We start from the raw sequence: 25,586 nt of genomic DNA, 5'->3' as shown, positions 1-25,586 counted from the left end.
CACAGGATCTGGGATCGGGCTTCATGGCGGGGCTTCCTGGCAGTAAGTGCCGGACCCAGGTGGACGGACATCGCCCGCGTGTTCCGGCGCGCCGTAATGGGCGGCGCTTTTGCCGGGAGTATGGGGAGCCGCCAGGCGCGACGTCTGTTGGATAGGCGACATAGGCCGGGGCCGACTTCCGGAAAGGAACACAGCGTCCGTCTGGCCGCTGCTCGGTCGTTACATTGGCCCCAGTGCTGATATGCGTCGGGCCTACCGAAGGAGGATTGACTCGTCTTGTTGCCAGAGGATCGCCTAATAAGTCACAAATTTCCGGGGCGTTGTCTGAAGTTGGCAACGTGATCGCGAATTTATGCTGTTACTTTCTGTTGCCTTTCAAGTGAGCTTGCCTTTACCATTGCCGACTTTGAAAAGTAAATAAGCGCTGAAAAAGGCGCAAGCTACTGAATAAAAAGTAACAAATGGATACAGCGGTCAATTCGGAACGGGTCAGGGAGGACGCCGTCGCGGGGCAGATACAGTCTGCCGCCGGGATGTGCCGGGAAGTCATTCAAGAGCAGGCGGCTGCACTTGAGGCGCTGGCCGAGTCGTTGGGGCGGGAGGTCGATACCGCCATCGATTTGATCCTGCGTTGCCGCGGCCGCTTGATCATCAGCGGCATGGGCAAGTCGGGACTGGTCGGCCGCAAGATGGCAGCCACGTTCAGCTCGACCGGCACGCCGAGCTATTTCCTGCATCCCGGCGAAGCACTGCATGGCGATCTGGGCGTGATCCGCCACGACGACATCGTGGTGTTGATCTCCAACAGCGGGGAAACCGAGGAAATCCTGCGCCTGCTGCCCTCGCTGCAGGACTTCGGCAACGCCATCATCGGCATCAGCGGTCGCCAGGACAGCACGCTGGCCCGGAACAGCACCGTCTTCCTGCATTTGCCGATGGAGCGCGAGGTGTGCCCGAACAACCTGGCGCCGACCACCTCGACGTTGCTGACCATGGCATTGGGCGACGCGCTGGCCGTCACGCTGATCAAGCGGCGCGGCTTCAAGCCGCTGGACTTTGCGCGCTTCCACCCGGGCGGCAGCCTGGGCCGCAAGCTGCTGACGCGCGTGCGCGACGTCATGCACAAGCGGGTGCCCGTGGTCGCGCCCGATGCCCCGCTGCGCGAGGCCATCGACGCGATGACCAGCGGACGGCTCGGACTTGCGGTTGTCCTGAATAACGGCGAGCTCGCCGGCATCTTTACCGACGGCGACCTGCGCCGCGCGATCGAGCGGGATGCCACGGCGCTGAGCCACCCGGTAGGCGACTTCATGACGCCCACCCCCATCACCATCCAAGCGGATGCTCGTCTTTCGGACGCAGAGGACCTGATGCGCGAGCGCAATGTGCGCGCGCTGGTCGTGCTCGATGCCGAAGACCAGGTTGCAGGCGTACTGGACATCTTCGACAACCTGCAATGAGCTCGGCGGGCGTTCGCTCGGAGTTTTCCGTAGCGCTATCGGTTTGGCGCGCGCTGTTCCTGCGCGAGGCCAGCGCGCGCCTGGCCACCGGCCGGGCCGCGTGGCTGTGGATCTTGCTCGAACCGGCCGTTCATCTGATTTTCCTGATGGTGCTGTTCGGCGTGATCCGGCACCGGCTGATGGCCGGCGGCGTCAATGCCGAGGTCTTCATCCTGGTCGGCGTATGGGGCTTCTTCCTGGTACGCAACGTGGCCGGCCGAGGCATGGAAGCCGTGAATGCCAACGCGGCGCTGTTCGCCTACCGGCAAGTGCGGCCGGTCGATACCGTGCTGGTCAGGGCCGGGCTCGAAGCGTTTCTGTACGCCATCGTCTGGTTCGCGCTGCTCGGAGGACTGGCGCTGTTCGGCATCGATGTCGCGCCCGCCGATCCGATCCAGGTGATGGTGGCCGCGGTACTGCTGTGGTTGCTGGGCTTGGGCATGGCGCTGGTTTTTTCGGTAATCGGTGCGCTGCTGCCCGAAGCCGGCAAGATCGTGAAGCTGGCTTTCACGCCGCTGTATTTCCTGTCCGCGGTGATGTATCCGATCGGCAGCGTGCCGCGCCCGGTGCGTGACTGGCTGCTGCTCAATCCCATCGTGTATGGACTCGAATCGATGCGGGGCGGCTACTTCGCCGGCTACCACGGCGAGACCCATATCAGCCTGGGATACCTGGGCTTCGTCGTGCTGGCCCTGCTGTTTCTCGGCCTGGCCCTGCACACCCGTTTTGCGCGACGGCTGGTGGCGCAATGATCCGGGTCAATGACGTCTACAAGCGCTACCGCAATCATCATGGATCGCAGTGGGTGCTCAAGGGTATCTCCGTCGATATTCCGGCGCAGGCCCGTATTGCGTTGATCGGCGCCAATGGCGCGGGCAAATCGACGCTGCTGCGGCTGATCGGCGGGATCGACCAACCCAATCGCGGGTCGATCCAGCGCAATTGCCGCGTGTCGTGGCCCCTCGGATTGACCGGTGGTTTCCAGGGCTCGCTCAGCGGCCGGCAGAACACCAAGTTCGTCGCCCGTATTCACGGCGCACATCGACAACTTGAAGAAACGCTGGAATTCGTCCGCGACTTCTCCGAACTCGGTGAAGCGTTCGACGATCCCGTCAAAACCTATTCCTCCGGCATGCGCTCGCGCCTGGCGTTCGCGATGTCGATGGCATTCCATTTCGATACCTATCTGGTCGACGAACTGACCGCAGTGGGCGATGCCGCCTTCAAGCGGAAATCGCAGAAGGCATTCCAGGACCTCGCCGGCCGCGCCGGCCTGGTGATGGTCTCGCACAGCGAATCGACGCTGCGCAATTTCTGCGATTCCGCGATCTGGCTGCACGGCGGCCACGCTCACTGGTTCGATACCGTCGACGAGGCGCTGGCCCGTTATCGGGAAAGCATTCAAGCATGAAAACCCTACTGAAAACGAGCCGGCTGTGGCAAGCCGCAGCGGCCCTCTGCGTGCTCGCCGCCCTCTATTGGGGGCTGATCGCTTCGGACCGCTACGTGTCCGAAGCCAAGGTCGTCGTCGAGCGCAGCGATGCCATTGGCGCGAACACCAGCGATTTCGCCTCGCTGCTGATCGGCAATACCGCGCCGCAGGACCTGCTGCTGCTGCGCGAGTACCTGCTGTCGGTCGACATGCTGCAACTGCTCGATTCGCGCCTGAACCTGCGCGAGCACTACAGCACCGGCGGCCGCGATCCACTGTCGCGCATGTGGTTCAGGGACGCGTCGCTCGAGCGCTTCCATGCCCACTACCTGAAGCGGGTCAACGTCGAGTACGACGATTATTCGCGCGTGCTGGTGATCCAGGCCCAGGCCTATACGCCGGAGATGGCGCGCAATATCGCTGAGGCGATGGTGCGCGAGGGCGAGCGCTTCATGAACGAGATGACCCACCGGATCGCCAGCGATCAGGTCGTCTATATCGAGAAGCAGGTGCAGGCGCAGGGCGAACGCGCCAAGGAAGCCCGCCAGGCGCTGCTGGCCTATCAGAACGCCAACGGCCTGGTATCGCCGCGTGGCGATATCGAAAGCTTGTCCAGCGTCGTCGCCAGCGCCGAAGCCGAGCTCGCCGAACTGAAAGTCCGCCGCGCCTCGCTGAAGGACGTGTTCACGCCGCAGTCCTCCACGATCGTGCAGATCGACGCCCAGATTGCCGCCGTCGAGCGGGAAATCGCTTCCCAGCGCGACCGCATGGTGTCGACCAAGGGCAAGCGCGGCCTGAACCGCGTGATCGAAGAACAGGAGCGTCTGCAGCTCGCCGCGGAATTCTCGCAAGACCTCTACAAGACGGCCCTCGGCGCGCTGGAGAAGGCGCGTATCGAGGCGACCCGCAAGCTCAAGAACGTGGCCGTGGTGCAGCAACCCACGATGCCGGAGTTCCCCCTGCAGCCACGGCGCATCTACAACATCGTCGTCTTCGTGCTGATGACCCTGATGCTGGCCGGTGTGGTCCAGCTGTTGCGCGCCATCGTCAAGGACCACCGGGATTAAGCATGTTTCGGACTATCGTTTCTCTATCCGCGCTGGTCGCTGCCCTGATGGGCGGTATCGGTATTGCCCACGCGCAGACGCGTTCCACTGATCCGGCCGTCGAGGCCGCCGAGGGCGTGACCCGCGGTTATGGCACCCAGCGCGCCCGCACCGCGCCTGCGGCTTCGTACTCGACCAATATGTCGACGATGTCGATGCAGGGCGGAATCGCCGCTCCCGGTGCCGGCGGTATTCAAGGCGCCGCAATGCAGCCCGGCGCCGCGGTGGGCGAGCCACGCGTGCCCGCTTTCGATTCGGCCGGCCAGGCGGCCGGCCTGCCGCAGCAAGCGGACTACAGCGCCAACCTGACCAGCGACGTGTTCGGCGCCAATCTGTTTACCGGTGCCTTCAGCCGCGACAGCGCCTCGATCTTCAATCCCAGCCACGTGGTGTCGGTCGGCGACCGGATCCAATTGCGCATGTGGAACGGCTACAACGTCGATACCGTGCTGACTGTCGATGCCGGCGGCAATATCCTGCTGCCCGAAGTCGGCCCGTTCCGCGTGCAGGGCATCACCAACGAGAACCTGCAGGGCGCCATCACCGGCGCGCTGCGCAAGGCGTTCGCCCGCAATGTTTCGATCTACGCCAGTCTGCTGGCCGCGCAACCGGTGCGTGTCTACGTGACCGGGGCGGTCTACCGGCCCGGCCTGTACACCGGCACCTCCAGCGACAGCATCCTGCGCTATCTGGACCAGGCGGGCGGCATCGATCCCGAGCGTGGCTCGTTTCTGGACGTCGCCGTCAAGCGAGGCACGCAAACGCTGGCCGTCGTCAACCTGTATGACTTCCTGCTCAAAGGCGAACTGGCCTCGCGCCAGCTGAACAACGGTGACGTGATCTTCGTGCAGCCGCGCAAGAACACCGTCAAGGTCAGCGGACTGGCGGAGAACGCCAAGCGCTTCGAATTCATGGGCAGCGCGACGACGCTGCAGCAGATCGCCAGCATGGCCAAGCCGCTGCCGCAGTCGACCAATGTCCGCGTCGTTCGCAATACCGGCACCGTCCGCAACACCGAGTACTACCCGCTGGCGCAGGCGCCGAACGTCCAGATCAAGGACGGCGATGAGGTCGAATTCACCGCCGACAAGCGCCCCGGCACGATCACGGTCCGCGTCGAAGGCGAGCATCTCGGCCCGCAGGAGTTCGTGCTGCCGTACGGCAGCCGCGTCGGGCAGCTGCTGAGCCAGATCCAGATGACGCCGCAGTCGGATCCGAACAGCATCCAGATGTTCCGCACCAGCGTGAAGGAACGGCAGAAGCTGTTGCTGCATACCGCGCTGCGCAGCCTGGAATCGAGCGTGCTGACCGCGCGCTCCGGCACCGCCGAAGAAGCCCAACTGCGCAAGGAAGAAGCAGGGCTGGTGCTCCAGTGGGTCGAACGCGCCCGCAAGATCGAGCCGACCGGCCAGACGCTGATCGCCAAGTCCGCCAACCGCGACGACCTGCTGCTGGAGAACGGCGACATCCTGCGCGTACCGATCAAGGACGGCCTGGTGGTCGTCAACGGTGAAGTGCTGTTCCCGAACGCCATCGCCTTCGACAAGGGCATGGACCTCGAGGACTACATCCAACAGGCGGGCGGCTATTCGCAAAACGCCGATACGTCGCGCGTGATCATCGCGCACCGCGACGGCAGCTTCTCCGATGGCAAGCGCGATCCGGAGATCAAGGCAGGGGATGAGATCTTGGTATTGCCGAAGGTCGACTTCAAGTCGCGGCAATTCGCCAAGGATGTGTTCCAGATTCTTTATCAGATTGCGATTAGTGCGAAGGTGGTGTTGGGACTTTAATCCTGCGCCGCCAGACTGGCGAATTTACTGGGAACACATTCATGCTCGGCGTGCTATCGCGCGGGATTTACCGAATTCCGCACCTCTCGTCGTTCCTCGCTGAAGAGGTGAAGATGCTGCGCGGGCCGTACTTCGATCCACAGGTCAATGGCGTCGTGGCTTGGGGGCGCCGGCCTAGCGCCAGGCGGGCAGAGGAATACGTGCGCAAGCATGGAGGTCGCTTGCTGCGGCTGGAGGATGGATTCGTTCGGTCGGTGTCGCCAGGCGCCGGCGCGGCTTCTTGCTCGATGGTGATCGATGACATCGGCATCTATTACGACGCGACCGCACCGTCCCTCTTCGAGCACTTGGCGTTGCAACCCCTTAGCGCGGCAGAAGCATCGCGAACCGATGCATTACTAAAAGCATGGCGCGAGGCGGGAATCTCGAAATACAACCACGCCCGTGAGCCGATATCGCTGCCGGTAAAGCCCTATGTGGTTGTAGTGGATCAGACACTTAACGACGCTTCCGTCCGCTTCGGAATGGCCGATGCAGGCAACTTCGCCAAAATGCTCGAGGCTGCGCTAGACCAATATCCGGACTGCGAGGTTATTGTCAAAGTGCACCCTGAAGTGGCACTGGGGCGAAAGCTCGGGTACCTGAGCTCAACACTGGCAAAGGCGAAGCATCCGAGGATACACCGGATGTCAGAGGACGTTCACGTGGTCCCTCTCCTGCGTCACGCAACTGCGGTTTTTGCGGTCACATCACAGGTCGGCTTTGAAGCGTTGCTCCACGGTTGTCGTGTGCATACCTTCGGTGCCTCTTTCTACGCGGGATGGGGTCTCACAGAGGATCTCCTGCCTCCACCTGCGCGCCGTACGCCCATTTCGCTTTCGCAACTGGCTTACGCTGCATTGGTGCGCTACACCCGCTACGTAGACCCATTTAGTGGTGCCCCTTGGGAGGTGGAGGACGCGATTGCCTACCTTGCGTTGCAACGAGAACTGCGCGGACAGTTTCCAAAATCGGTCCACGCCGTTGGATTCTCCCGTTGGAAGCGTCCAATCTTGAAAAGCTTTCTTCAGGGCAGCGACGTAAAGTTCCACCGAAAGGTCGATAGCGTCCCGCCAGGCGCGACTGTTCTGCGATGGGGGAGAGGCCATGGCGATCCAGCCCCGCGGGACCTCTCAATCGTGACGGTAGAGGATGGATTTTTGCGTTCCGTGGGACTTGGCGCCCATCTCGTTCGGCCTTTGTCTTGGGTATTCGATCGTAGCGGGATCTACTACGACGCGACAACGCAATCCGACCTCGAGTCCCTGCTTTCCCACGCCGTCTTTGACGCGCCAATATTGCAGCGCGCACGAGCTTTACGCGAGTCAATCGTGCGGGCCGGGCTCACCAAGTACAACGTAGGTAATGGCGAATGGGAAAGGCCGTCCGCCGAACATTCGGTGGTACTTGTATCCGGCCAGGTCGAAACCGACGCGTCGCTCCGCTACGGCGCGACGGGGATACGAACAAATCGTGAACTGCTCTTGGCCGCCAGGGCCATCGAGCCCGATGCCTATCTCGTCTATAAACCGCACCCCGACGTAATCGCCGGATTGAGGGGCTGTCGTTCAAAGGAACTCGCATTGCGGGAGTTGTGCGACGAGTTGGTTACCGACTATCCGATGCACCAGCTCATCGATGCGGTGGACCGGGTTCACGTAGTGACTTCGCTCACCGGCTTCGAAGCATTGCTGCGGGGCAAGCCTGTTACAACGCATGGCGCGCCGTTCTACTCGGGTTGGGGTTTGACGCACGACCGCGTTCCAGTGATTCGGCGTAAGCGTCGACTGAGTCTCGACATGCTGGTGGCGGGCGCTTTGATTCTGTATCCCAGATACGTACTCGGTAGTGTCGCGGGTGGATTCGCGACTGCCGAGCAAGCCGTCGACTACATGCTCGCATGGAAAGCCAAAGGCAGCATCGACAGTCGTATAGGGTGGCGCAAATTCGTTCAACCGCTGATGCGCCACTGGGCTAGGCCGGCTCGGCGAGAAGCATGAGACGGCTGCCGCGGACGATGAGGACTCCCGGATTGATTTCTCCGGTATTGCTATGACGCGGACGAAGGAGCGGGACAATGTTGATTCTTAAGGAGAGCCAGCTTCATAGCCGAGGCTCTTGCTCGCCGTCATTGGAGGATGAGGGCGCTGCACGGCGCTCGTCCCCGTCAGATGGACTTGGCGCAACGGGGCGCATGGGCTTTCATCGCTTGTTGCAATATAAGCACGTCCTTTTGCTACAAGGTCCCAATGGCCCCTTCTTTGCCCGTCTTCGGAATTACCTTCAGGCGGCTGGCCGAGCTGTGACGAAAGTCAACTTCAACGCTGGAGACGACCTCTTCTATAGGGGCGGTACGGTCGTGCGTTTCAAAGAACCGATGCCCGAGTGGGACGTGTTCTTGCGGCGACTAATATTGGACCGCCAGGTCGACGCTGTAGTCGTGTTTGGCAGTAGCCGGCGCCATCACCGCATCGCAGCCCGCGTGGCCAGTGAGCTAGGTATTGCATTTTGGGTTTTTGAAGAGGGTTACGTTCGTCCGGATTACATTACTCTTGAAGCAAACGGAGTGAATGCCGATTCGCCGCTCGTCAAGCTGAGTCTGGATCAGATTCCCGAAGTACCGCGACCTTTGAGACGACAGAGGTTCGAAAATACGTTCCGCAAGATGGCGTGGCACTCATTCCTTTATTTTGCCGCTGGCGTAGTGGGGCAGAAGGCATACCCACATTATCGCCACCATAAGCCGTTTGGTCTTCATGAGGCGGCTCAGTGGATCCGGGCGGGCGTTCGAAGGGTACTGTATGCCCAGAAAGAGCGAGATTCAATTAAACGCTTGCTTGCTGATGATCACCCGCCATTCTTCCTCGTTGCATTGCAGGTGTACAACGACAGCCAGATTCGCGTCCATAGTCCGTGGAAGCGGATGGACGACTTTATCGAATGGGTGGTCTATTCCTTTGCGAACTATGCACCGTCCGATGCAATTCTGGTGGTAAAACACCATCCGATGGACCGAGGGCATACGAACTATGCGGTGACTATTGCCAATTGCGCAGCCAGATTCGGCGCGATCGGTCGCGTGCTGTATTTGCACGATGCACACTTGCCCTCGCTTCTTCATCACTGTCGTGGTCTTGTGACGGTCAATTCGACCGCCGGTTTGCAAGCACTCTATCACCGCGTGCCTGTCATTGCGCTTGGCCGCTGCTTCTATGCGAAAGCTGGACTGACGTACCAGGGATCCATTGATGCGTTCTGGACGGACTGCCCACCAGTCGATACACGGGCATTCACACGATTTAGAAATAACCTGATCCATTCGTCGCAGATCAATTCGTCATTTTATGCAGACACTTACCTGATTGACGTGGATGCTGAGCCATCCGGAGTCCGGCGATTTTACCTTAAGTGGTTTTGCGCGCTTTGCTTAATCGTCGGCGATCTCCTCGGCACGAATCAGACGGCTTTATTGCCGTTGAAGCAGTTTACTAGTGGCTTAATCAATGTGTTCCGGGGCTGAGCTTGTGTTGATCATGAAAACGAGTGGGCCACGCTTCTGTCAAAACAACCTGGCGGCTAAGCTATGAACAAAATTCTTATCGTGGGTCATCCCACATCACGCTATCGATACGTGGAAAGCGTCCTAAATGAATGTGGAATGAAACAGGCATCCCGTTCACGGCGAGAGGAGTTGCTGCCGGCTGATATCGACGCAATACTGATAAGCGCGCACGGTGCAGAAGAGCATTCCCCCCTAGGTTCGCGTGAGGCGCTCGGCCAAATAGAGGTTGGACCAGTTTGGCATGGCATGGCATTAGACCTGATGCTCGGTAACCTCGAGCACCCTGTATGGGGGTGGGCAGACCCGCTCGCAATACGCCTGCTGGAATACTGGAAATCGTTGGATCCCAGCATCGCATTTGTCCTGGTATACGACTCTCCTCGCACGCTGCTGACTCGAGAGGTCGAAGCCTGTGCGGACCTTTCAAGCACCAAGCTTCAAGAGCGGGTTGATGGCTGGTGCAACTATAACGAAGAACTCCTGCGCTTCTATCACCGTAACGCAGACCGGGCGCTGCTGGTACACGCGCAGCAGGTGGAGCGCTCGGTCAGTCGCTATGTTCAACAGGTCCGGGCGAGAATCGGGGCCCCTTTGCATGTACCTGCCGCCCTGGACGATGACGGCGCCAGATCGCTAATGTTTGCGCTGACGACGGGCGATGGTCGCCATGAGCTTTCACACTCGCTGCAGGTCGTACCGGGAAGCAACGCTACGCCGCCGGAGGCGTTGAGTGAGTTCCTAGCGGAGACCGCGATCCGAGGGTTTCCGAGGGCCAATGAACTATATGACGAGCTTCAGTCGATGGCCTCGTTGCCTCTTGTCGCGACCGAATCTGTAGGGGTGGACGTATTGGGCGCTTGGCGCGCTTTGGTAAAGGTTCAAGCTGAAGCGCACGAACATTGCAAGACATTGGATTGTCTTCGGTATGAACTCGATAAGAGCCTTGAGTACAACCGCCAGTACTCGCAGCGGATTGAAGCTCTGACGGCTGTCGAACAACTTGCCGCGAGCCGACTCGGCGAGCTTGAACGCGCGCGAGAGGAGCTCTCAGAGCAAAGGGAGCTTCTCAAGGCCACAACGAAGGAGTTGGATCGCGTGAAGTTGGAGCGAGATCGCCGACTGCGGGTCGAGGAAGAATACTCTGCGTTGACTGCAAAATTGCACGACACTCAGGATGAGCTCGAACAAAGGGTGATGGAGTTGGAGCGGCAATCTACTGTCATTGACGGATTGCAGAATGCGCTCCAGAAGGCGAATTCCCAAAGCCAAATGCAATCATCTCGCCTGGAGGCGCGCAGTCAGGATCTCCTTCGCCAAAATGAGGCGCTTCTAGCGCAGCTCCACCGGACACAGGAAGACCTCGAACGAAACTACTTGGAATACCAGGCTCTGAAGGCGGCATCGAAGAACCCCTCAAAGCCAAAGAAGCAGACCTACTTTGGGGCGGGAGAACGAATAAAGCGCCAATTAACCTACCGCTTGGGAGCTACCATGATCCAGCACTCTCGATCCATCGGTGGGTGGATTTCTATGCCATGGGCTTTGGTTCGTGAAACCCAGCGTTTCCGTGCTGAGCGACTAGCGATGGCCAGCACCAAGCTTCCGAAGCTGTCTGAATACAGCGATGCCAAGGATGCGGAACGAGTGAGGAGGCACCTGTCCTATCGACTTGGACAAGTTCTTCTCGATCACATTCGTTCTCCAATTCGGTGGCCTCGGTTGCCGTTTGCCATTCGCACCGAGGTACGCGCATTTAGGACTGAAAAGGCCGCTCAATGACAAATCGCATCCCACAAGCTACAACCGTACTGTCATGGCTGCAGCACCTTCACATATTGATGCCGCCCAAGGGCGTGCTGTACGTTGGTGCGGGAGCGGGAAGGGGTGAGTTGATGGATTGGCTCCGTCACGCCCGCGTTCCGAACGTCGTCTTAGTAGAGGGGGACGATGCACGATTCTCCCAACTTCAGCAAGGCGTAAAGGATCAATCCGGGTGGGTCTGCAAGAAGGAAGTTGTAGCTGCTGCCGATGGCCACCGTTCTTTCTATCGTGCCAGCCTCGCATCTGAGAGTGGTCTGCTGCCACCGGAAGCGATGATTGGCCTATGGCCAAATATCGAAACTGTTGATAGTGAGGTTCGTGCAACGGTAACGTTAGCGCGGGTGCATGCACAATCGACCCCCAGGGCAACATGGCTAATCGTCGACTGTCTGCCGGTACTTCCCCTTATCAAGGGAGATGGCGAATCAGCTGGTGCTTGGGACGTGATCGTGTTGCGCGTTTTGCTGGGTACGAACAGCCCGGTTATCGATGGTGCAGGCGAAGGGGAAGTATCGGACGAACTCGAGACACGGGGCTATCTGCATCTCGGGACCTATGCTGGGCGCCACCCGGCAATCGCGCATGCATTGTGGGTGCGAGACGTCGAGGCATCGGAGCGTGTCCATCGGTTCAAATCGGCGGACCTCGAAAAGAAGGTGGCAGAAGAGGTAGCGCGTTTCAACCAGGTCACCGCTCAACTAAACCGCCAAATCGACGAAATTCGGAAGGATGGAGTTGAGACGGCACAAGCAACTCTTCGTGAGTACGAGCGCCGGCTCGAGGAATTGCGCACATCGAGCGAGCGCTGGATCAGCGAGGTCAGTGCTCATAAAAAGAAGATTGAGGAAATCACCCAGCAAAAAATCGCAGCCGAGCGACGGGTGATGGAGCTCACGAGCCAGATAGAGGAGCTCAACAAGAGCAACCTCGCTAAAGGCAGTGCTTCGAATAGTGAGCGGAAATTCAGTAGCGATGCAGAGATCGACGATATGTTGGTGGATATTGCGCCCTTCTTCTACGGGCGATCACTAACCTATGTCGATGTTGGGGCCTTCGTCGGTGAGGTGTTCCTGAAGCTAAGTAGTGCCAAAGAAATAAAGATTCGCGAGGCGCATCTATTTGAACCGAATCCAGCGAGCTTCGTGAAGCTGAAGGATAACGTCAAAGACGTGAAAGCCTCCTCGCTTCACTGCTACAACATCGGCATCTCCTCCGAATCCCGCACGCACACTTTCTTGGCGGCGAATTCGATGACAAAGGTCATCGATGAAATAGTGGACGATAGAGATGTTAGCGGCGCCTTCAGGGTGGCATGCCGACCATTAGATGATTTTCTGGAGGTTGTTACCGACAGACATATCGATATTCTAAAGATCGACGTCGAAGGTAAGGAGCTGGACATCATTGCCGGTGCCAAAGAGATTTTGAGGCGGCAGGCGGTCGATTTTATTTACATTGAGCTCGGATTGAACCTGCATGGTACGCAGCAAACATATTTGGGCGATGTAGACCGGGTTCTCCAGGAATTTGGTTATCGCATCTTCAAGATCTATGAGCAAAAGAACGAATGGCAGAAGGACTCGCCACTACTTCGTAGGTGCAATGTTGCCTATATGAGTGCCAAGTTCGCGGATGCAAATCCACTCAGCGCGGTCTTGGAAATACACAAGCTACGTAAAGAAATAGAAGTATTAAAACAGAAGGGTTGATCGTTTGCTGTGGTGCTAAGCGATCAGGGTTGCTGCTTCCAGTCATCGGCGATGGACCCGCCAAGGGGAAGCACGCCGTCGGAAGGAAACCATGCGGGTTGGCGCTCTATATATGTGCTTTCAAATCGCAGTCGAACATAAATAACGAAGAATGAGTATCCGTCAGGGAAATAAGTTTTTTAGAGAAGGGCGATACGCCGACGCCATTCGGGAGTATCAGAAGATCAATCGGGACAGCCCGCTCTATGTGCATGCGGAGGCGAACATCGCGAGAGCATTGTTCCATTCCAAGAGCTCGGACGCATTCGAAAAAAGAATCCCCCAATCGACCGCTGATGCGGACATATGCGAACCGGCGGCTCCGCTAGTTTCGATCATCATGCCCGTTTTTAACGTGGCGCCGTATCTCGACGCAAGCCTCCTAACCGTTCTTTCTCAAGAGCTGAAGGATTTCGAGCTTATCATTGTGAATGATGCGTCGACAGACAATAGCGCAAACATCATTCAAATGTATGCGAGTATGGACCCCCGTGTCCGGGTCGTACATCTACAGTACAACACGCTAGGTGGCGCCGGCATACCGAGTAATGTTGGCATGAAGCTGGCGCGAGGCCGATACATTGGCTTCGTAGACAGTGATGATTGGGTTACACCGAACGGATTCAGGGAGCTCGTCGAATGCGCGCAAGAGAGTGACGCCGATGTAGTCATCGGTGATTTCTGTACGTTTATTGAAGATTCACGAGAGGTTAGCGTTGCTTACGACAAGAAGTCTTGGGCAGCACTTCCCATTAATAAGGTTATATCCGCTTCTACATATCCGGATCTGCTGAGGTTATCGCCAGTCCCATGGCGGAAGCTTTACAAGCGTACCTTTGTCGAAAAAAATCATACCTATTATCCAGAAGGTGATTATTTCTACGAGGACAACCCGCTGCACTGGTTTGTGCTCTCCCGAGCTGAGCGCGTCGTTCTTACCGACGCCGTAATTAGCTACCATCGAATGGCCCGCGAAGGTCAGACAATGAGTTCAGCCAGCTATAAGCTGGCTGCGATGTGTTCCCACGTAAATACGATCGCACGCCATCTCAGCAAGCCGGATGTGGCTTGCCAGCAGGCGCTGGTCGACGAGTTTTACGACTATTGCTATAGATCAAGCTGGGTAGTAGATAGACAGGAAAATGGCGCGGTCAGATCTCTTGTCGCGAAGCGTCTTTCGAATATTTTCCAGCGGCATTGTAATAAGATGCCACCCGCAAAATTGCGAGAAAACTTCAAGGGACGATTTAATAACTATCAGGCCGCTTATCCAAGCGTCGACCTGACCGTCGTAATCCCAGCACACAATTGTGCGGACCTCATATCGGAAACTGTCGCCTCTCTGTACCAATTGAATGACATATCGTTCAATGTGCTGATAATTGATGACGGCTCTACTGACGGAACATTTGAGGTCTGCGATGAGCTGTCGCGCCGATACGCCGGCCTGCATGTATTTCAGCAGGGGAATAAGGGCGCCGGTCGTGCGCGAAACGCCCTTATTCCACTCTGCACGGGCCTGTATACGTACTTTCTTGATGCGGACGACGTGATCGATGCTCGCAATCTGAGTGCCGCAGTAAAGGCGGCGAAAAGCGAGAACAGTGATTTACATTTCTTTAAATACCGAATCGAATACTTCGATGCGAAAAAATCACGAGGTATGTTTGACGCTGATGAAGGGCTGTGGAAAGAGCTTAAGTCTGCGGTGACACACGACGATAGAAGAAATATAGTTGCGGGACTAATAAATTATCCGTGGAATCGGATTATAAAAACCGACTTCCTGCACGATGAGAATATCTTTTTTGGGCCCACGGTCGTCCACAACGACATACCGTACCACTGGCACAGCGTGGTCGCCGCGGAGAAGATTACCTACACGGATGAGCCGGTATGCACTCATCGGAAGTTTGAGTCACGCGAACAGATCACCAATATTACCGATCGAAGAAGGATGATGGTGTTTGAAGCTTTGCGTGTCACACAAGCAAGCATGGAGAAGTATGCACAGTTTTCGGACTTGATCCCTAAATGGATCCGGTTTTCTGAGCATTTGATTGATTGGGCCGAACGACGCATTCCGAAAGATGCATTGGTCGAGTACGCCGAAAGAGCGGAATCATTCAAGCGGTCGTTGCCAGTAAGGAAGTGATAAAATATGTATGATTTTTTGGTAGTAGGTGCCGGTATGTTCGGCGCGACGTTTGCGAGACTGGCCAAGGATGCTGGTAAGCGCTGCCTTGTTATTGATAAGCGCACGCATATTGGTGGAAACTGTTATACCGAGGAGCGTGAGAGCATCCACGTTCATGTTTACGGGCCTCACATTTTTCACTGCAACGACGACAGAATTTGGGCGTTTGTCAACCGGTTCGCGAAGTTCAACAATTTTCGGAATAGCCCGGTTGCGATGCACGAAGGCCGCGCATTTTCGTTGCCGTTCAATATGTACACTTTCAATCAAATGTGGGGTGTGACCACACCAGAGGCGGCACGAGAGAAGATAGAATCGCAGCGATTGAAGCTCGATTCGGAGCCTCGGAACCTCGAGGAGCAAGCGCTTTCTCTCGTTGGCCCGGATATATATCACGCGTTGATTCGGGATTACACGCGCAAGCAGTGGCAGAGGGAGCCTCGAGAATTGCCGGCTTCGATCATTAAGCGCCTGCCGGTTCGCTTTACTTGGAATAATAATTATTTTAATGACAAGTATCAAGGGATTCCAGTCGGTGGCTATACCGCGATGTTCGGCGCAATGCTGGAGGATATAGAAGTAAAGACAGGTGTCGACTATTTTAACGAGCGCGCGCACTGGAACGGCCTCGCGAAAACGGTTGTCTTTACCGGTCGAATTGATGAGTTTTACGATTATCGATTTGGCGAGCTCGAATACAGAACACTTCGATTTGAATCGGAGACTTTCGATGTGGACAACTATCAGGGTAATGCCGTAGTTAACTATACGGATGCGTCGGTGCCCTGGACACGAATTATTGAGCATAAGCACTTCGAGCCCGGGAATGCGTCAGCTAAGACTATTGTCACGCGGGAGATACCGGATAAATGGTCGCGCGACAAGGTTCCCTATTACCCTATCGGCGATGAAAGGAATATCTCAACGTTCCGGAAATACCGGAACCTTGCGGAAGATGAGCGGGGCGTTATTTTTGGCGGACGGCTCTCAGAGTACATGTACTATGACATGCACCAGGTCATAGGGTCGGCAATGGCCTGCTTCCGAAAAATAATCTAAAAACTGGGAAGAATCGTTTTCGCGTAACGACATGTTTGTTCCAGATAGGCCACTACATTAAACGGTGCAGTGGCTGGTCTGAAGGCTCTTTTGAAGAGATTGAAGAAGCAATGATAAAAAAAGCAGTATTTCCAATTGCAGGCTTGGGGACGCGATTCCTGCCTGCTACCAAGGCGTCGCCAAAAGAAATGCTTGCCGTGGTCGACAAGCCGCTGATTCAGTACGCAGTCGAGGAAGCATACGCGGCCGGTATTCGCCAAATGATTTTTGTGACTGGACGCACCAAGCGGAGTGTTGAGGACCATTTCGATACGGCATATGAGTTGGAGACTGAACTGGAGGCTGCTGGTAAGCACGAACTGCTGGCGCTAGCTCGATCGATCGCGCCTGACGACATGAGCTGTGTGTACGTCAGGCAGCCGCGAGCCCTAGGCTTGGGGCATGCGGTCCTCTGCGCAGAGGAGTTGGTTGGGCAGGAACCATTTGCGGTGATCTTGGCAGACGACTTGATGGTCGGTACCCCTCCCGTAATGGCTCAGATGGTGCAACAGTACGGAGCGTGGCGAGCTAGCGTTCTTGCAGTGCAAGACGTTCCGCGCCAGCATTCCAGAAAGTACGGAATCGTGTCCGGCGCAGAGATTGGCAGAGAGCTAGTTGACGTGACCGGAATTATTGAAAAGCCGGAGCCCGAGCATGCACCAACTACGCTGGCGGTCGCGGGCCGCTATATCCTGACGCCCGGCATATTTGCCGAACTTAAGGCGGTGCAGCGGGGCGTGGGTGGAGAAATTCAGCTTACTGACGGTATAGCGCGGCTGCTGAGGAGAGAAAAGGTGTTTGCATATCGCTATGCAGGTACCCGATACGATTGTGGAAGCAAGTTGGGATTCCTACAAGCTACGGTGGATTTGGGGATCCGACATGCAGAGGTTGGTGCGCAGTACAGTGAATGGTTGAAGTTGCGCTTCAATGCAAAATAGCGCTGATCTCTAATTGCTAGCGATCGCGAACGTTTCAGAATGTTTTAGAATGAAAATCACTATTGTCGGTACCGGCTATGTGGGTCTGTCGAACGCTGTGCTACTGGCACAGAATCATGAGGTCGTGGCACTGGATATTGATCCGGAGAGGGTAGGCAAGATCAATGACAGAATCTCTCCAATCGCTGACCCGGATATAGAGAGATATTTGAGAGGAGGTACGTTGTCGCTTCGCGCGACGCTCGACAAGCGGCAGGCATATCAACGCGCCGACTTCGTGCTCATTGCTACACCCACCGATTATGATCCACAGACTAACTACTTCAATACGCGTTCCGTGGAGGAGGTGATTCGAGACGTTATCATCTTTAATCCGAACGCCGTGATGGTAATCAAGTCGACCGTGCCGGTGGGGTTCACAAGCCGTATTCGCAAAGAGCTGTGTTGCGACAATGTAATATTTTCTCCCGAGTTTTTGCGTGAAGGGAAGGCACTGCACGACAATTTGTTTCCAAGTCGCATTGTCGTCGGGGAGCGCTCCAGGCGGGCGAAGGTGTTTGCAGAAATGCTTCTTCAAGGTGCAATCAAGAAGGATGCGCCGGTTCTCTTTACGGAGAGTACGGAAGCGGAGGCAATCAAGCTGTTTGCCAATACTTATCTCGCGATGAGGGTGGCCTACTTTAATGAGCTTGATACCTATGCGGCCGTCCACGGTTTGAATGCGGTGCAAATTATCAATGGCGTATGTATGGACCCGCGAATCGGCGCTCACTACAACAACCCTTCTTTCGGATATGGCGGTTATTGTCTGCCCAAGGATACGAAGCAGCTATTGGCGAACTATAAGGATGTTCCGCAGAATCTGATTCATGCCATTGTCGAAGCAAACCGGACACGGAAGGACTTTGTGGCGGAAGATATCCTTGCACGCAAACCGAAGGTTGTCGGAATCTATCGCTTGATCATGAAGGCCGGATCCGATAACTTCCGGGCCTCTTCGGTGCAAGGGATAATGAAGCGAATTAAAGCTAAAGGCGTGAAAGTAATCGTATACGAACCGGTGCTTAAGGAATCGCACTTCTTTCATTCCGAGGTAGTCAACGATATTTTGGCATTCAAAGAACAGGCAGACGTGATTGTTGCAAACAGGCTCACCGAAGAGCTTTGTGATGTTCGGGAGCGAGTCTACACCCGGGATCTATTCGGCGGAGATTTCTGAGTGGATTTGCAATGTTGAGCTATATTCTTCCGCATTGGCATGTGCGGCGAGGCCAATTTGCTCACGCACTTGCGCGAGCGAGGCGGGGCAGGCGGCCTGCGGAGGCTTGGCGCGTGTGGGCCTATTATCGACTCAACATGTACGCAACTGTGGCGACCCTGGACTGTCGGCAACAAGACTGGCGGACGTCCGTGGCGAAAGCGGTCGCCTTTGCAGCATGCGGACGCTATGCAGAGGCGGAGACAGTAGTTCGCAAAATATTATTTCGGCCCGAGTGGATCGTTCATCGCCTGACGCTGGCGAAGGCGATGGCCGCCTTTATGCCAGAGCTGGCCCTTCGCATTCTCGAAGGCATGCATGCGCCCGCAGCGTTCCGGGCGGCATTGTTATTAAGTGTAGGGGATAACAAGGACGCACAGCGTGTTATTGACGCTGTGCTCAACCCAGCGGAAATTGCGACTGACCCGGAGCTTCATCTTTATCGTGCAAATGTGCATCGTGGACCGCCACGCGATCAACTTGGACGGTTGAATGCTTTTCTATTAGCTCGCGAAGTTCCGGCAGTTGAGCTCATTGATGATACATTGCCACCCTCGCCTTGTAACGTCCGATGTGCCTCATCAGTAAGTCCTGTGGACGGCCCCCTAGTGAGTGTCCTCATGACAACTTACAAGACTGCAGAGCGAGTGGATAGTGCGATTAGGTCCATATTGGGGCAAAGTTATAAGAATATCGAGTTAATAGCCGTTGATGACGGAAGCGAAGACCATACCCCGGTTGTCTTACAGAAGTGGGCCGACAAAGATCGTCGCGTCAAAGTTCTTCGCCTGCAGCGAAACGTAGGAACGTACGTTGCAAAGAACGTAGGATTAAAGCTAGCTCGCGGCGAATTCGTTACCTGCCATGATTCGGATGATTGGTCTCACCCGCTTAAGATTGAGCGCCAAGTGAAACCTTTATTGAAGAACCACCGGCTGATTGGTACGACATCACACTGGTTGCGGATGACGGATGACGGATTTTACTATGCCCGTGCAGTGTACCCACTGATGCGCCTGAATTTGTCCTCGTTACTTTTTCGCCGCGAAGAGGTTCTTTCATATGCTGGGATATGGGATGGCGTGCGAACAGGGGCTGATAGTGAATTTGCTGCCCGATTGCGACTAGTATTCGGTAACGACTCAGTGTACGCAGTACGTCAACCTCTAGCACTCGGCTCGCATAGGCAGGGTTCCCTAATGACAGCACCGTCGACCGGCTATTCCAGCAAAGCCGGGGCTGCGCAGCGATTGAAGTACTGGGAAGAATGGTCGCATTGGCATATTGAGACCCTGCGAGTGCAGGACAGGCCGCGTTTGAGTTCGGAACTTTATAGTGAAAAAGCAAACCTGTCGAAAAATGTGCCGCGCGAAGTGGCGGAGCTACTTTCCGACATGATGACACATAGGCAGTTATGCTGAATGCCCCGTTAGCGAATATTGTTCAATCAAGTCTGGAATAGATGCTTATGGTTGATCTGGAGCTAGGGCGATGCATCTATAGAATGGTGCGTGATAATGGCGACGTTGTGGAGAATCCACGAATAGATGGCTTGGAGGTTATTTTCCAAGGCCGCCTTGGAGGGGTCGTCGAGATTGATGAGGGGTCAGTATTTCGGAATACAAAGATTGTTGCTGGCGGTATGGCAAGAATAGTAGTAAAAAGAACTCATGAAAAAGGTATAAAAAATACAAAAATAGAAACCGCATGTCTGTGCAAGGTCAAGGAATTGTATATCGATAGCGGTTGCTCTATCGAAGGAGCCCGCTTTGCCCTCCTTGATGACGAGAATTTGAGCGTGAAAATTGGCAAGGACTGTATGTTGAGTTCCAATATCTTGTTTCGCGCTGCGGATGGTCATACACTTTTTGATGTTGGAAGCGGCGATGTTATCAATAGGTCGCGTCCGATAAAAATTGGGGATCACGTTTGGATAGGGGCGGGTGCGACTTTTTTGAAGGGTGCTGAGGTCGCGAGTAATGTAATTATAGGCGCCAATTCAATTGTATCGAAGAGCTACCTGGAGGAAAACGTCGCGCTGGCTGGCGCGCCTGCCAGGGTTGTAAAGCGAAATGTTGGTTGGAGCCGCTCACGGATCCCCGAGTATGAGCGTCAACGGCGCGTAAATATTCAGTGAGCGTTCGCTGGAAAACTGACTACTTACAGCTGGCTGGTTGCCGATCTAACTTTCGCCGTCGTGTCGCGAGGACTCCGCGACCGTTACCCATAGACGAGCGGAAACCGGTGACGCTCTCCGAGTGCTTGCCGACGTGCTCGGCGGTGAGCGGGCAGTGGAGCGATTGCTGACACTGTTCACAACGCTGGCTTTGCCTGCCAGTTCGCTTACGACGCGCGGAACGCTCCGTGCGTCGTATTTGATCAGAGTTCCCGGATTTCATTGTCTTTAATTTCAACGCGAGGTGGCCTCCATACCTCGAGGTCGCCACTGTCTTTCAAGCGCAGAAACTCCCTCAGAAACTCTTCGGGATTGTTCATGTTGAGATGTTTAAAGCCTTTCGGGTGATAGCTCCACCATTGGCATTCCAGGAAGCCTTGGATGATCTCATCGGGGAAGCGGTACCGAATGATCTTCGCCGGATTGCCGCCTACAACGGCGTACGGAGGGATATCCTTCGTTACTACAGCGCCCATCGCTACTACAGCGCCATGGCCGACTGTTATGCCGCCTTTGAATAGCGCATTGGCCCCGATCCAAACGTCGTGGCCAACGGTGACCATTCCGTACGACCGAGTGAATGGCTGCTGAGCTCCTGTATAACGTAGTTCCTCGGGCATGTTGTCGAGGTAGTATTGGTGGTAGTGGAACGGATTCGTCGTTACGGCATGCATCGGATGATTGCCATTCGCGACGGAAACGTTTCGCGCAATACTGCAATAGCGCCCGGTCCTCATATGAAGTAGATCGCCGCCTCCCTCAACCACGTGCGTCATGGCGCCCAGACTCATGATTAGGCCGGGCGGGTGGCGAGTGTAGGCCTCGGTAACCGTACCCGTTGGCTTATATCGAAGCACCTCGCCAATGCGGAAGCGAACCCTCGTGGCCATTGCATTCCGCTCAATCAGATGCTTGTCAAAGAGCTCGAACAAGCGCTGGTCTATAGTGATGCGTCCCATGATATGTACTAGTGCGACGTTGTTGGATCCGCGATCGCTTGGTGGATCTGAAGATGGCGGATCCATATATCTTCGAGGGTGAGGGTGGGCCTCGATTTCCTTCGGCCTTAGGAGGCACAGCCTCGCGAGATTGCGTGAGGCGGCCGCGATGCCCCCGCGCTCTGACGGAAGGCCCGGCTCCGTTCCCTTCGTTTGATGTTATTCATCGACGCCTCTGTTTGCTGGGCGGCATTATAAGGGGCAGGGCGGATGCCACCGGATCACACAGCACTATCGGCGCCTACCGTATGAATCTCTCCACTGGTACTACGCTCGCCTGCTTTACCGTGAATCTGTCGCTCAACCGATTACCGGCCGTTTGGGTAATGCCGTCGGCCTTAGCGGCGATTCCGTCGGGCGCAGGTATAGGGGCGTCCAACAGACAGTGCCGACGCTCGGTGCTTAAGTCGACGGAACATGCGTTTCCCTAGCGTGCTACTTGTTCTCAGGGTGACACTGGGACGTGGACTCAAAGCCCGTACTTCCTCACCTTGTCAAACAACGTAGTCTTGGCCACCCCCAACGCCTCACTAGCCCGGCTCAGATTCCCCTCATTCCTCCGCAGCGCATCCGCAATCAACGCCCGCTCGAACTGCTCCACCGCCTGCGCCAGCGGCAACAGCGCCGGTTCGTCGGTGCCCTGTTCGGGATTGCATCCCAGCCCCAGCACATGTCGTTCGGCGAGATTGCGCAGCTCGCGCACGTTGCCGGGCCACGGATAGGCGACCAGGCGGGCCAGCTCGGCGGGGGACGCCGGCCGCGCATCGCGCTCGAAGCGGAGCGCTGCCTGTGCGACGAAGTGGTCGAACAGCAGCGGCACGTCCTCACGCCGCTCGCGCAGCGGCGGCAGTTCCAGCGTGATCACGTTGAGGCGGTAGTAGAGGTCGGCGCGGAACTGGCCGGCGTCGGACAGCGCCTTCAGGTCGGCCTTGGTCGCCGCGACCACGCGCGCGTCGACCGGCACCGGTGTGTTGGAGCCGAGCCGTTCGACCACGCGTTCCTGCAGCACGCGCAGCAGCTTGATCTGCATCGACATCGGCATGCTCTCGATCTCGTCGAGGAACAGCGTGCCGCCCTCGGCGTGTTCGATCTTGCCGATGCGCCGCTTCGCCGCGCCGGTGAAGGAGCCGGCCTCGTGCCCGAAGATCTCGCTTTCGAACAGTTGCTCGGGCAATCCGCCGCAATTGATCGGCACGAAGTTGCGCGCGTGGCGGGTGCTGGCGTCGTGCAGGCAACGCGCCACCAGTTCCTTGCCGGTGCCGGTCTCGCCGTGGATCAGCACGTTGGCGCTGGTGTCGGCGAGATCCGCGATCAGCCGGCGCAGCCGTTCCATTGCCGGCGACACGCCGATCAAGCGCGCCTCGAGCCGTTCGCGGCCCGCCAGCCGGTCGCGCAGTTCGGCGACTTCGAGCGCGAGCCGGCGCTGTTCGAGCGCGCGGCGCGCGACCTCGACCAGCCGCTCGGGGGCGAACGGCTTTTCCAGGAAGTCGTAGGCGCCTTGCTTCATCGCCTGCACCGCGAGGCCGACGTCGCCATGGCCGGTGATCATCATCACCGGCAGCGCGGCATCGCGCGCCTTCAGCTGCGTCAGCAGCGCCATGCCGTCGATGCCGGGCAGCCGGATGTCGGTGACGACGATGCCGGGAAAGTGCGGGGCCACCGTTTGCAGCGCGGCCTCGGCGGTGCCGACGGCGCGGGTGGCGATGCCTTCCAGGCGCAGCGCCTGTTCGCAGCCGAGCCGGACGTCCGGATCGTCCTCGACGATCAGCACCGACAGATCATTGAGCTTGGGCGCCATCGTGCGTCTCCTTGCCGGCCATCGGCAGCACCATCGTGAAGCAGGCGCCGCCGTCGGGGTGATTGCTGGCGACCAGCGTGCCGCCGTATTCGTCGAGGATGCCGGCGGACAGCGTCAGGCCCAGGCCCAGTCCCTGTCCCGCCGGCTTGGTCGTGAAGAACGGTTCGAACAGCCGAGAGAACGCTTCCTCGGACAGGCCCGGCCCGTTGTCGCGGATCGTGCAGCGGACCATGCCTTCGGCCACCGCCGCGCGCAGCTCCAGCCGGGGCGGCCGCTGCGCCGGCTCTGCCGCCATCGCGTCGAGCGCATTGCCGATCAGATTGACCAGCACCTGTTCGAGCCGGTTCGGATCGCAGGCGACCGCCAGCGTGCGGTCGACATCGCGGACGATCTCCGGCCGCACCGCCTGTACGCGTGTCTCCAGCAGGAACAGCGCGTTGTCGATCGCATCGGCCAGCAGCGCGCTGCCCTTGCCGTTGCGGCCGGGCTTGCGGGCGAACGACTTCAGCGCGCCGGTGATGCGGCCCATCTTTTCGACCAGGCCGATGATGGTGCCGAGGTTGTCCTGGGCCGTGGCGAGGTCGCCGCGCGCCAGGAATTTCTGCGTATTGCCCGACAGCGTGCGCAGCGCGGCCAGCGGCTGGTTCAGTTCGTGCGCGATGCCGGTGGACATCTGTCCTACCGCGGCCAGCTTGCCGGCCTGCAGCAGGCCGTCCTGCGCCTGGCGCAACTCGCGCTCGGTGCGGATCCGTTCGGCGATCTCGGTCTGCAGCAGATGGTTGGCGCTGGTCAGGTCGGCGGTCCGTTCGGCGACCTTGCGTTCGAGCTCGCTGTTGGCAGCCTCGAGCGCGGCGCGCGCGGCCAGCCGCTCGCTGACGATGCGCCGGCGCACGTTCCAGGCGGCGCCCAGCAGCAGCACGAAGGCGGTCAGCACCCCGCACAGCGCGGCGGTGTTCAGCGCGGCCATGCGCGCCTGCGAGGTATCGGTCAGCAGCGTCAGCTGCCATTCGGTGCCGGGCAGCATCGCGTTCTGTTCGAGCATCGATGGGCCGCGGCGCATGCGCACCAGCGCGTCGCCGTTGTTCATGGCCCGCACCCGGGTGAATTCGAGCCGCTCTAGCGGCGCGCGGTTGTACTGCAGGCTGCGGTTCAGCCGCTCGCGCTGCGCGGCGCTCAACTCGCGGCGGGCACGCAGCTTCCACGACGGCTCGGAGGCGAGGATTACCACGCCGTTCTCGTCGGACAGCAGCATCTGCATGTCGGCGCTCTGCCAGCGCTGCTCCAGCGGCTCGAGCCCGACCTTGACCACCGCGACGCCGCTGGGGCGCTGGCCGTTGCCGTTGCCCAATGGCGCCGACAGGTAGTAGCCCGATTCGTCGCGCGTGGTGCCGACACCGTAGAAGCGGCCGAGCTGGCCGTCGATCGCGGCCTGGAAGTAGGGGCGGAAGCTCAGGTCTTCGCCCAGATAGCTGTCGGGGCGCTGCCAGTTGCTGGTGGCGCGCACCCGCCCCTGGCGGTCGAGCACGAACACGGCGAGCGTGCCGGCGCGCGCATTGACGGCTGCCAGATGCGCGTTGGCCGCGGCAACGCGGGCGGGGTCGTCGGGGCGGGCCAGCAGTGCGCTGATTTCGTCGTCCAGCGACAGCAGGCTCGGCACGAAGTCGTAGCGGGCCAGTTCGCTCGACAGCGCCTGGCCGTACAGGCGCAGTTGCACCTGGCCGCGTTCGGCCTGTCGGGCCAGCGCGGCGTCGAAGGTATAGCGGTAGCCCAGCCAGCCTGCCAGGCCGACCAGACCGGCCAGCGCCAGCAGCGCAAGCAGCTGCGCGGCGGCGGCGAGACCGCGCTGGCGGCGGGGCGGACGAGGCGGCGAGGAGGGGGCTGGGCGGGAAGGGGGGGAAGACACGGCGGAGGACTGGCGGTTCGGCATTGCGGTTATCTGCATGCGCTCTCTTTTATCACACCCGGTGAGCCAGCTCGGGTGCTCGGCATCGGTTCCGCTCTCCACTTGTGGGAGAGGGGTAGGGCAGAGGGGAGAAAACCTGGGACTGACGTCCGGGTGGAACAGGGTGAGACCCCCGAATGGGGTGAGACCCCCGAATGCCATCGCCAATGAAAAAGGC

Annotated in this window: 18 protein-coding genes; 15 read left to right on the top strand and 3 right to left on the bottom strand. The window is 57.9% G+C overall.

Features of this window, described 5'->3' with window-relative positions; all coding sequences use genetic code 11:
- The first annotated feature begins 533 nt into the window (after positions 1-533).
- The 15 genes from FOB47_RS20860 (at position 534) to FOB47_RS20790 (ending at position 20,631) form a co-directional block, all read left to right on the top strand.
- Complete coding sequence (locus tag FOB47_RS20860; protein WP_217488927.1) at positions 534-1,460, top strand: KpsF/GutQ family sugar-phosphate isomerase; 927 nt, start codon at positions 534-536, stop codon at positions 1,458-1,460.
- On the top strand, positions 1,457-2,251 hold the full coding sequence (locus FOB47_RS20855) for an ABC transporter permease (RefSeq protein WP_174782008.1): 795 nt from the start codon (positions 1,457-1,459) through the stop codon (positions 2,249-2,251). Before FOB47_RS20860 ends, FOB47_RS20855 begins: the two co-directional genes overlap by 4 nt.
- Positions 2,248-2,910, top strand: a complete 663-nt coding sequence (locus tag FOB47_RS20850; protein WP_174782007.1) for an ABC transporter ATP-binding protein — start codon at positions 2,248-2,250, stop codon at positions 2,908-2,910. The genes FOB47_RS20855 and FOB47_RS20850 overlap by 4 nt, the downstream gene beginning before the upstream one ends.
- A complete protein-coding gene (locus FOB47_RS20845) occupies positions 2,907-3,998 on the top strand; it encodes a KpsE/RkpR family capsule polysaccharide export protein (RefSeq protein ID WP_174782006.1) in 1,092 nt (363 codons plus the stop codon). The genes FOB47_RS20850 and FOB47_RS20845 overlap by 4 nt, the downstream gene beginning before the upstream one ends.
- A gap of 194 nt (positions 3,999-4,192) precedes the next feature.
- Complete coding sequence (locus tag FOB47_RS20840) at positions 4,193-5,830, top strand: polysaccharide biosynthesis/export family protein (RefSeq protein ID WP_420839252.1); 1,638 nt, start codon at positions 4,193-4,195, stop codon at positions 5,828-5,830.
- Positions 5,831-5,871: 41 nt separating this feature from the next.
- The gene (locus tag FOB47_RS20835; RefSeq protein ID WP_174782005.1) at positions 5,872-7,869 is read left to right on the top strand and encodes a capsular polysaccharide biosynthesis protein; all 1,998 of its coding nucleotides are present in this window, start codon (positions 5,872-5,874) and stop codon (positions 7,867-7,869) included.
- A 77-nt stretch (positions 7,870-7,946) separates the two neighbouring features.
- On the top strand, positions 7,947-9,389 hold the full coding sequence (locus FOB47_RS20830) for a capsule biosynthesis protein (RefSeq protein WP_244959351.1): 1,443 nt from the start codon (positions 7,947-7,949) through the stop codon (positions 9,387-9,389).
- Positions 9,390-9,527: 138 nt separating this feature from the next.
- A complete protein-coding gene (locus FOB47_RS20825) occupies positions 9,528-11,210 on the top strand; it encodes a hypothetical protein (RefSeq protein ID WP_174782004.1) in 1,683 nt (560 codons plus the stop codon).
- Entirely contained in the window at positions 11,207-12,961 is a 1,755-nt protein-coding gene (locus tag FOB47_RS20820; protein ID WP_174782003.1) for an FkbM family methyltransferase, read from the top strand. Before FOB47_RS20825 ends, FOB47_RS20820 begins: the two co-directional genes overlap by 4 nt.
- 151 nt (positions 12,962-13,112) lie before the next feature.
- A complete protein-coding gene (locus FOB47_RS20815; protein ID WP_174782002.1) occupies positions 13,113-15,155 on the top strand; it encodes a glycosyltransferase family 2 protein in 2,043 nt (680 codons plus the stop codon).
- Positions 15,156-15,161: 6 nt separating this feature from the next.
- Positions 15,162-16,256 carry a UDP-galactopyranose mutase gene (gene glf / locus FOB47_RS20810; RefSeq protein ID WP_174782001.1) on the top strand — a complete coding sequence of 365 codons (1,095 nt, stop codon included), beginning with the start codon at positions 15,162-15,164 and terminating at the stop codon, positions 16,254-16,256.
- A gap of 110 nt (positions 16,257-16,366) precedes the next feature.
- Positions 16,367-17,236, top strand: a complete 870-nt coding sequence (gene galU / locus FOB47_RS20805; RefSeq protein ID WP_174782518.1) for a UTP--glucose-1-phosphate uridylyltransferase GalU — start codon at positions 16,367-16,369, stop codon at positions 17,234-17,236.
- A gap of 49 nt (positions 17,237-17,285) precedes the next feature.
- Positions 17,286-18,455, top strand: coding sequence for a nucleotide sugar dehydrogenase (locus FOB47_RS20800; RefSeq protein ID WP_174782000.1), 1,170 nt, complete (start codon positions 17,286-17,288; stop codon positions 18,453-18,455).
- A gap of 191 nt (positions 18,456-18,646) precedes the next feature.
- Positions 18,647-19,915: a glycosyltransferase family 2 protein gene (locus FOB47_RS20795; RefSeq protein ID WP_174781999.1), complete on the top strand. Its 1,269-nt coding sequence runs from the start codon at positions 18,647-18,649 to the stop codon at positions 19,913-19,915.
- A 47-nt stretch (positions 19,916-19,962) separates the two neighbouring features.
- The gene (locus tag FOB47_RS20790; RefSeq protein ID WP_174781998.1) at positions 19,963-20,631 is read left to right on the top strand and encodes an acyltransferase; all 669 of its coding nucleotides are present in this window, start codon (positions 19,963-19,965) and stop codon (positions 20,629-20,631) included.
- Between the two features lie 242 nt (positions 20,632-20,873).
- On the opposite strand, the gene FOB47_RS20785 is transcribed toward FOB47_RS20790, so the two are convergent.
- From FOB47_RS20785 to FOB47_RS20775, 3 genes are all read right to left on the bottom strand, one after another.
- Complete coding sequence (locus FOB47_RS20785; RefSeq protein WP_174781997.1) at positions 20,874-21,629, bottom strand: CatB-related O-acetyltransferase; 756 nt, start codon at positions 21,627-21,629, stop codon at positions 20,874-20,876.
- A 508-nt stretch (positions 21,630-22,137) separates the two neighbouring features.
- Complete coding sequence (locus FOB47_RS20780) at positions 22,138-23,466, bottom strand: sigma-54-dependent transcriptional regulator (RefSeq protein WP_174781996.1); 1,329 nt, start codon at positions 23,464-23,466, stop codon at positions 22,138-22,140.
- A complete protein-coding gene (locus tag FOB47_RS20775) occupies positions 23,447-25,408 on the bottom strand; it encodes a sensor histidine kinase (protein ID WP_244959350.1) in 1,962 nt (653 codons plus the stop codon). The genes FOB47_RS20780 and FOB47_RS20775 overlap by 20 nt, the downstream gene beginning before the upstream one ends.
- Between the last annotated feature and the right edge of the window lie 178 nt (positions 25,409-25,586).

This window comes from Cupriavidus gilardii, assembly GCF_013347325.1.
GTDB lineage: Bacteria > Pseudomonadota > Gammaproteobacteria > Burkholderiales > Burkholderiaceae > Cupriavidus > Cupriavidus gilardii.
This window is presented reverse-complemented; position numbering and strand designations above follow the sequence as displayed.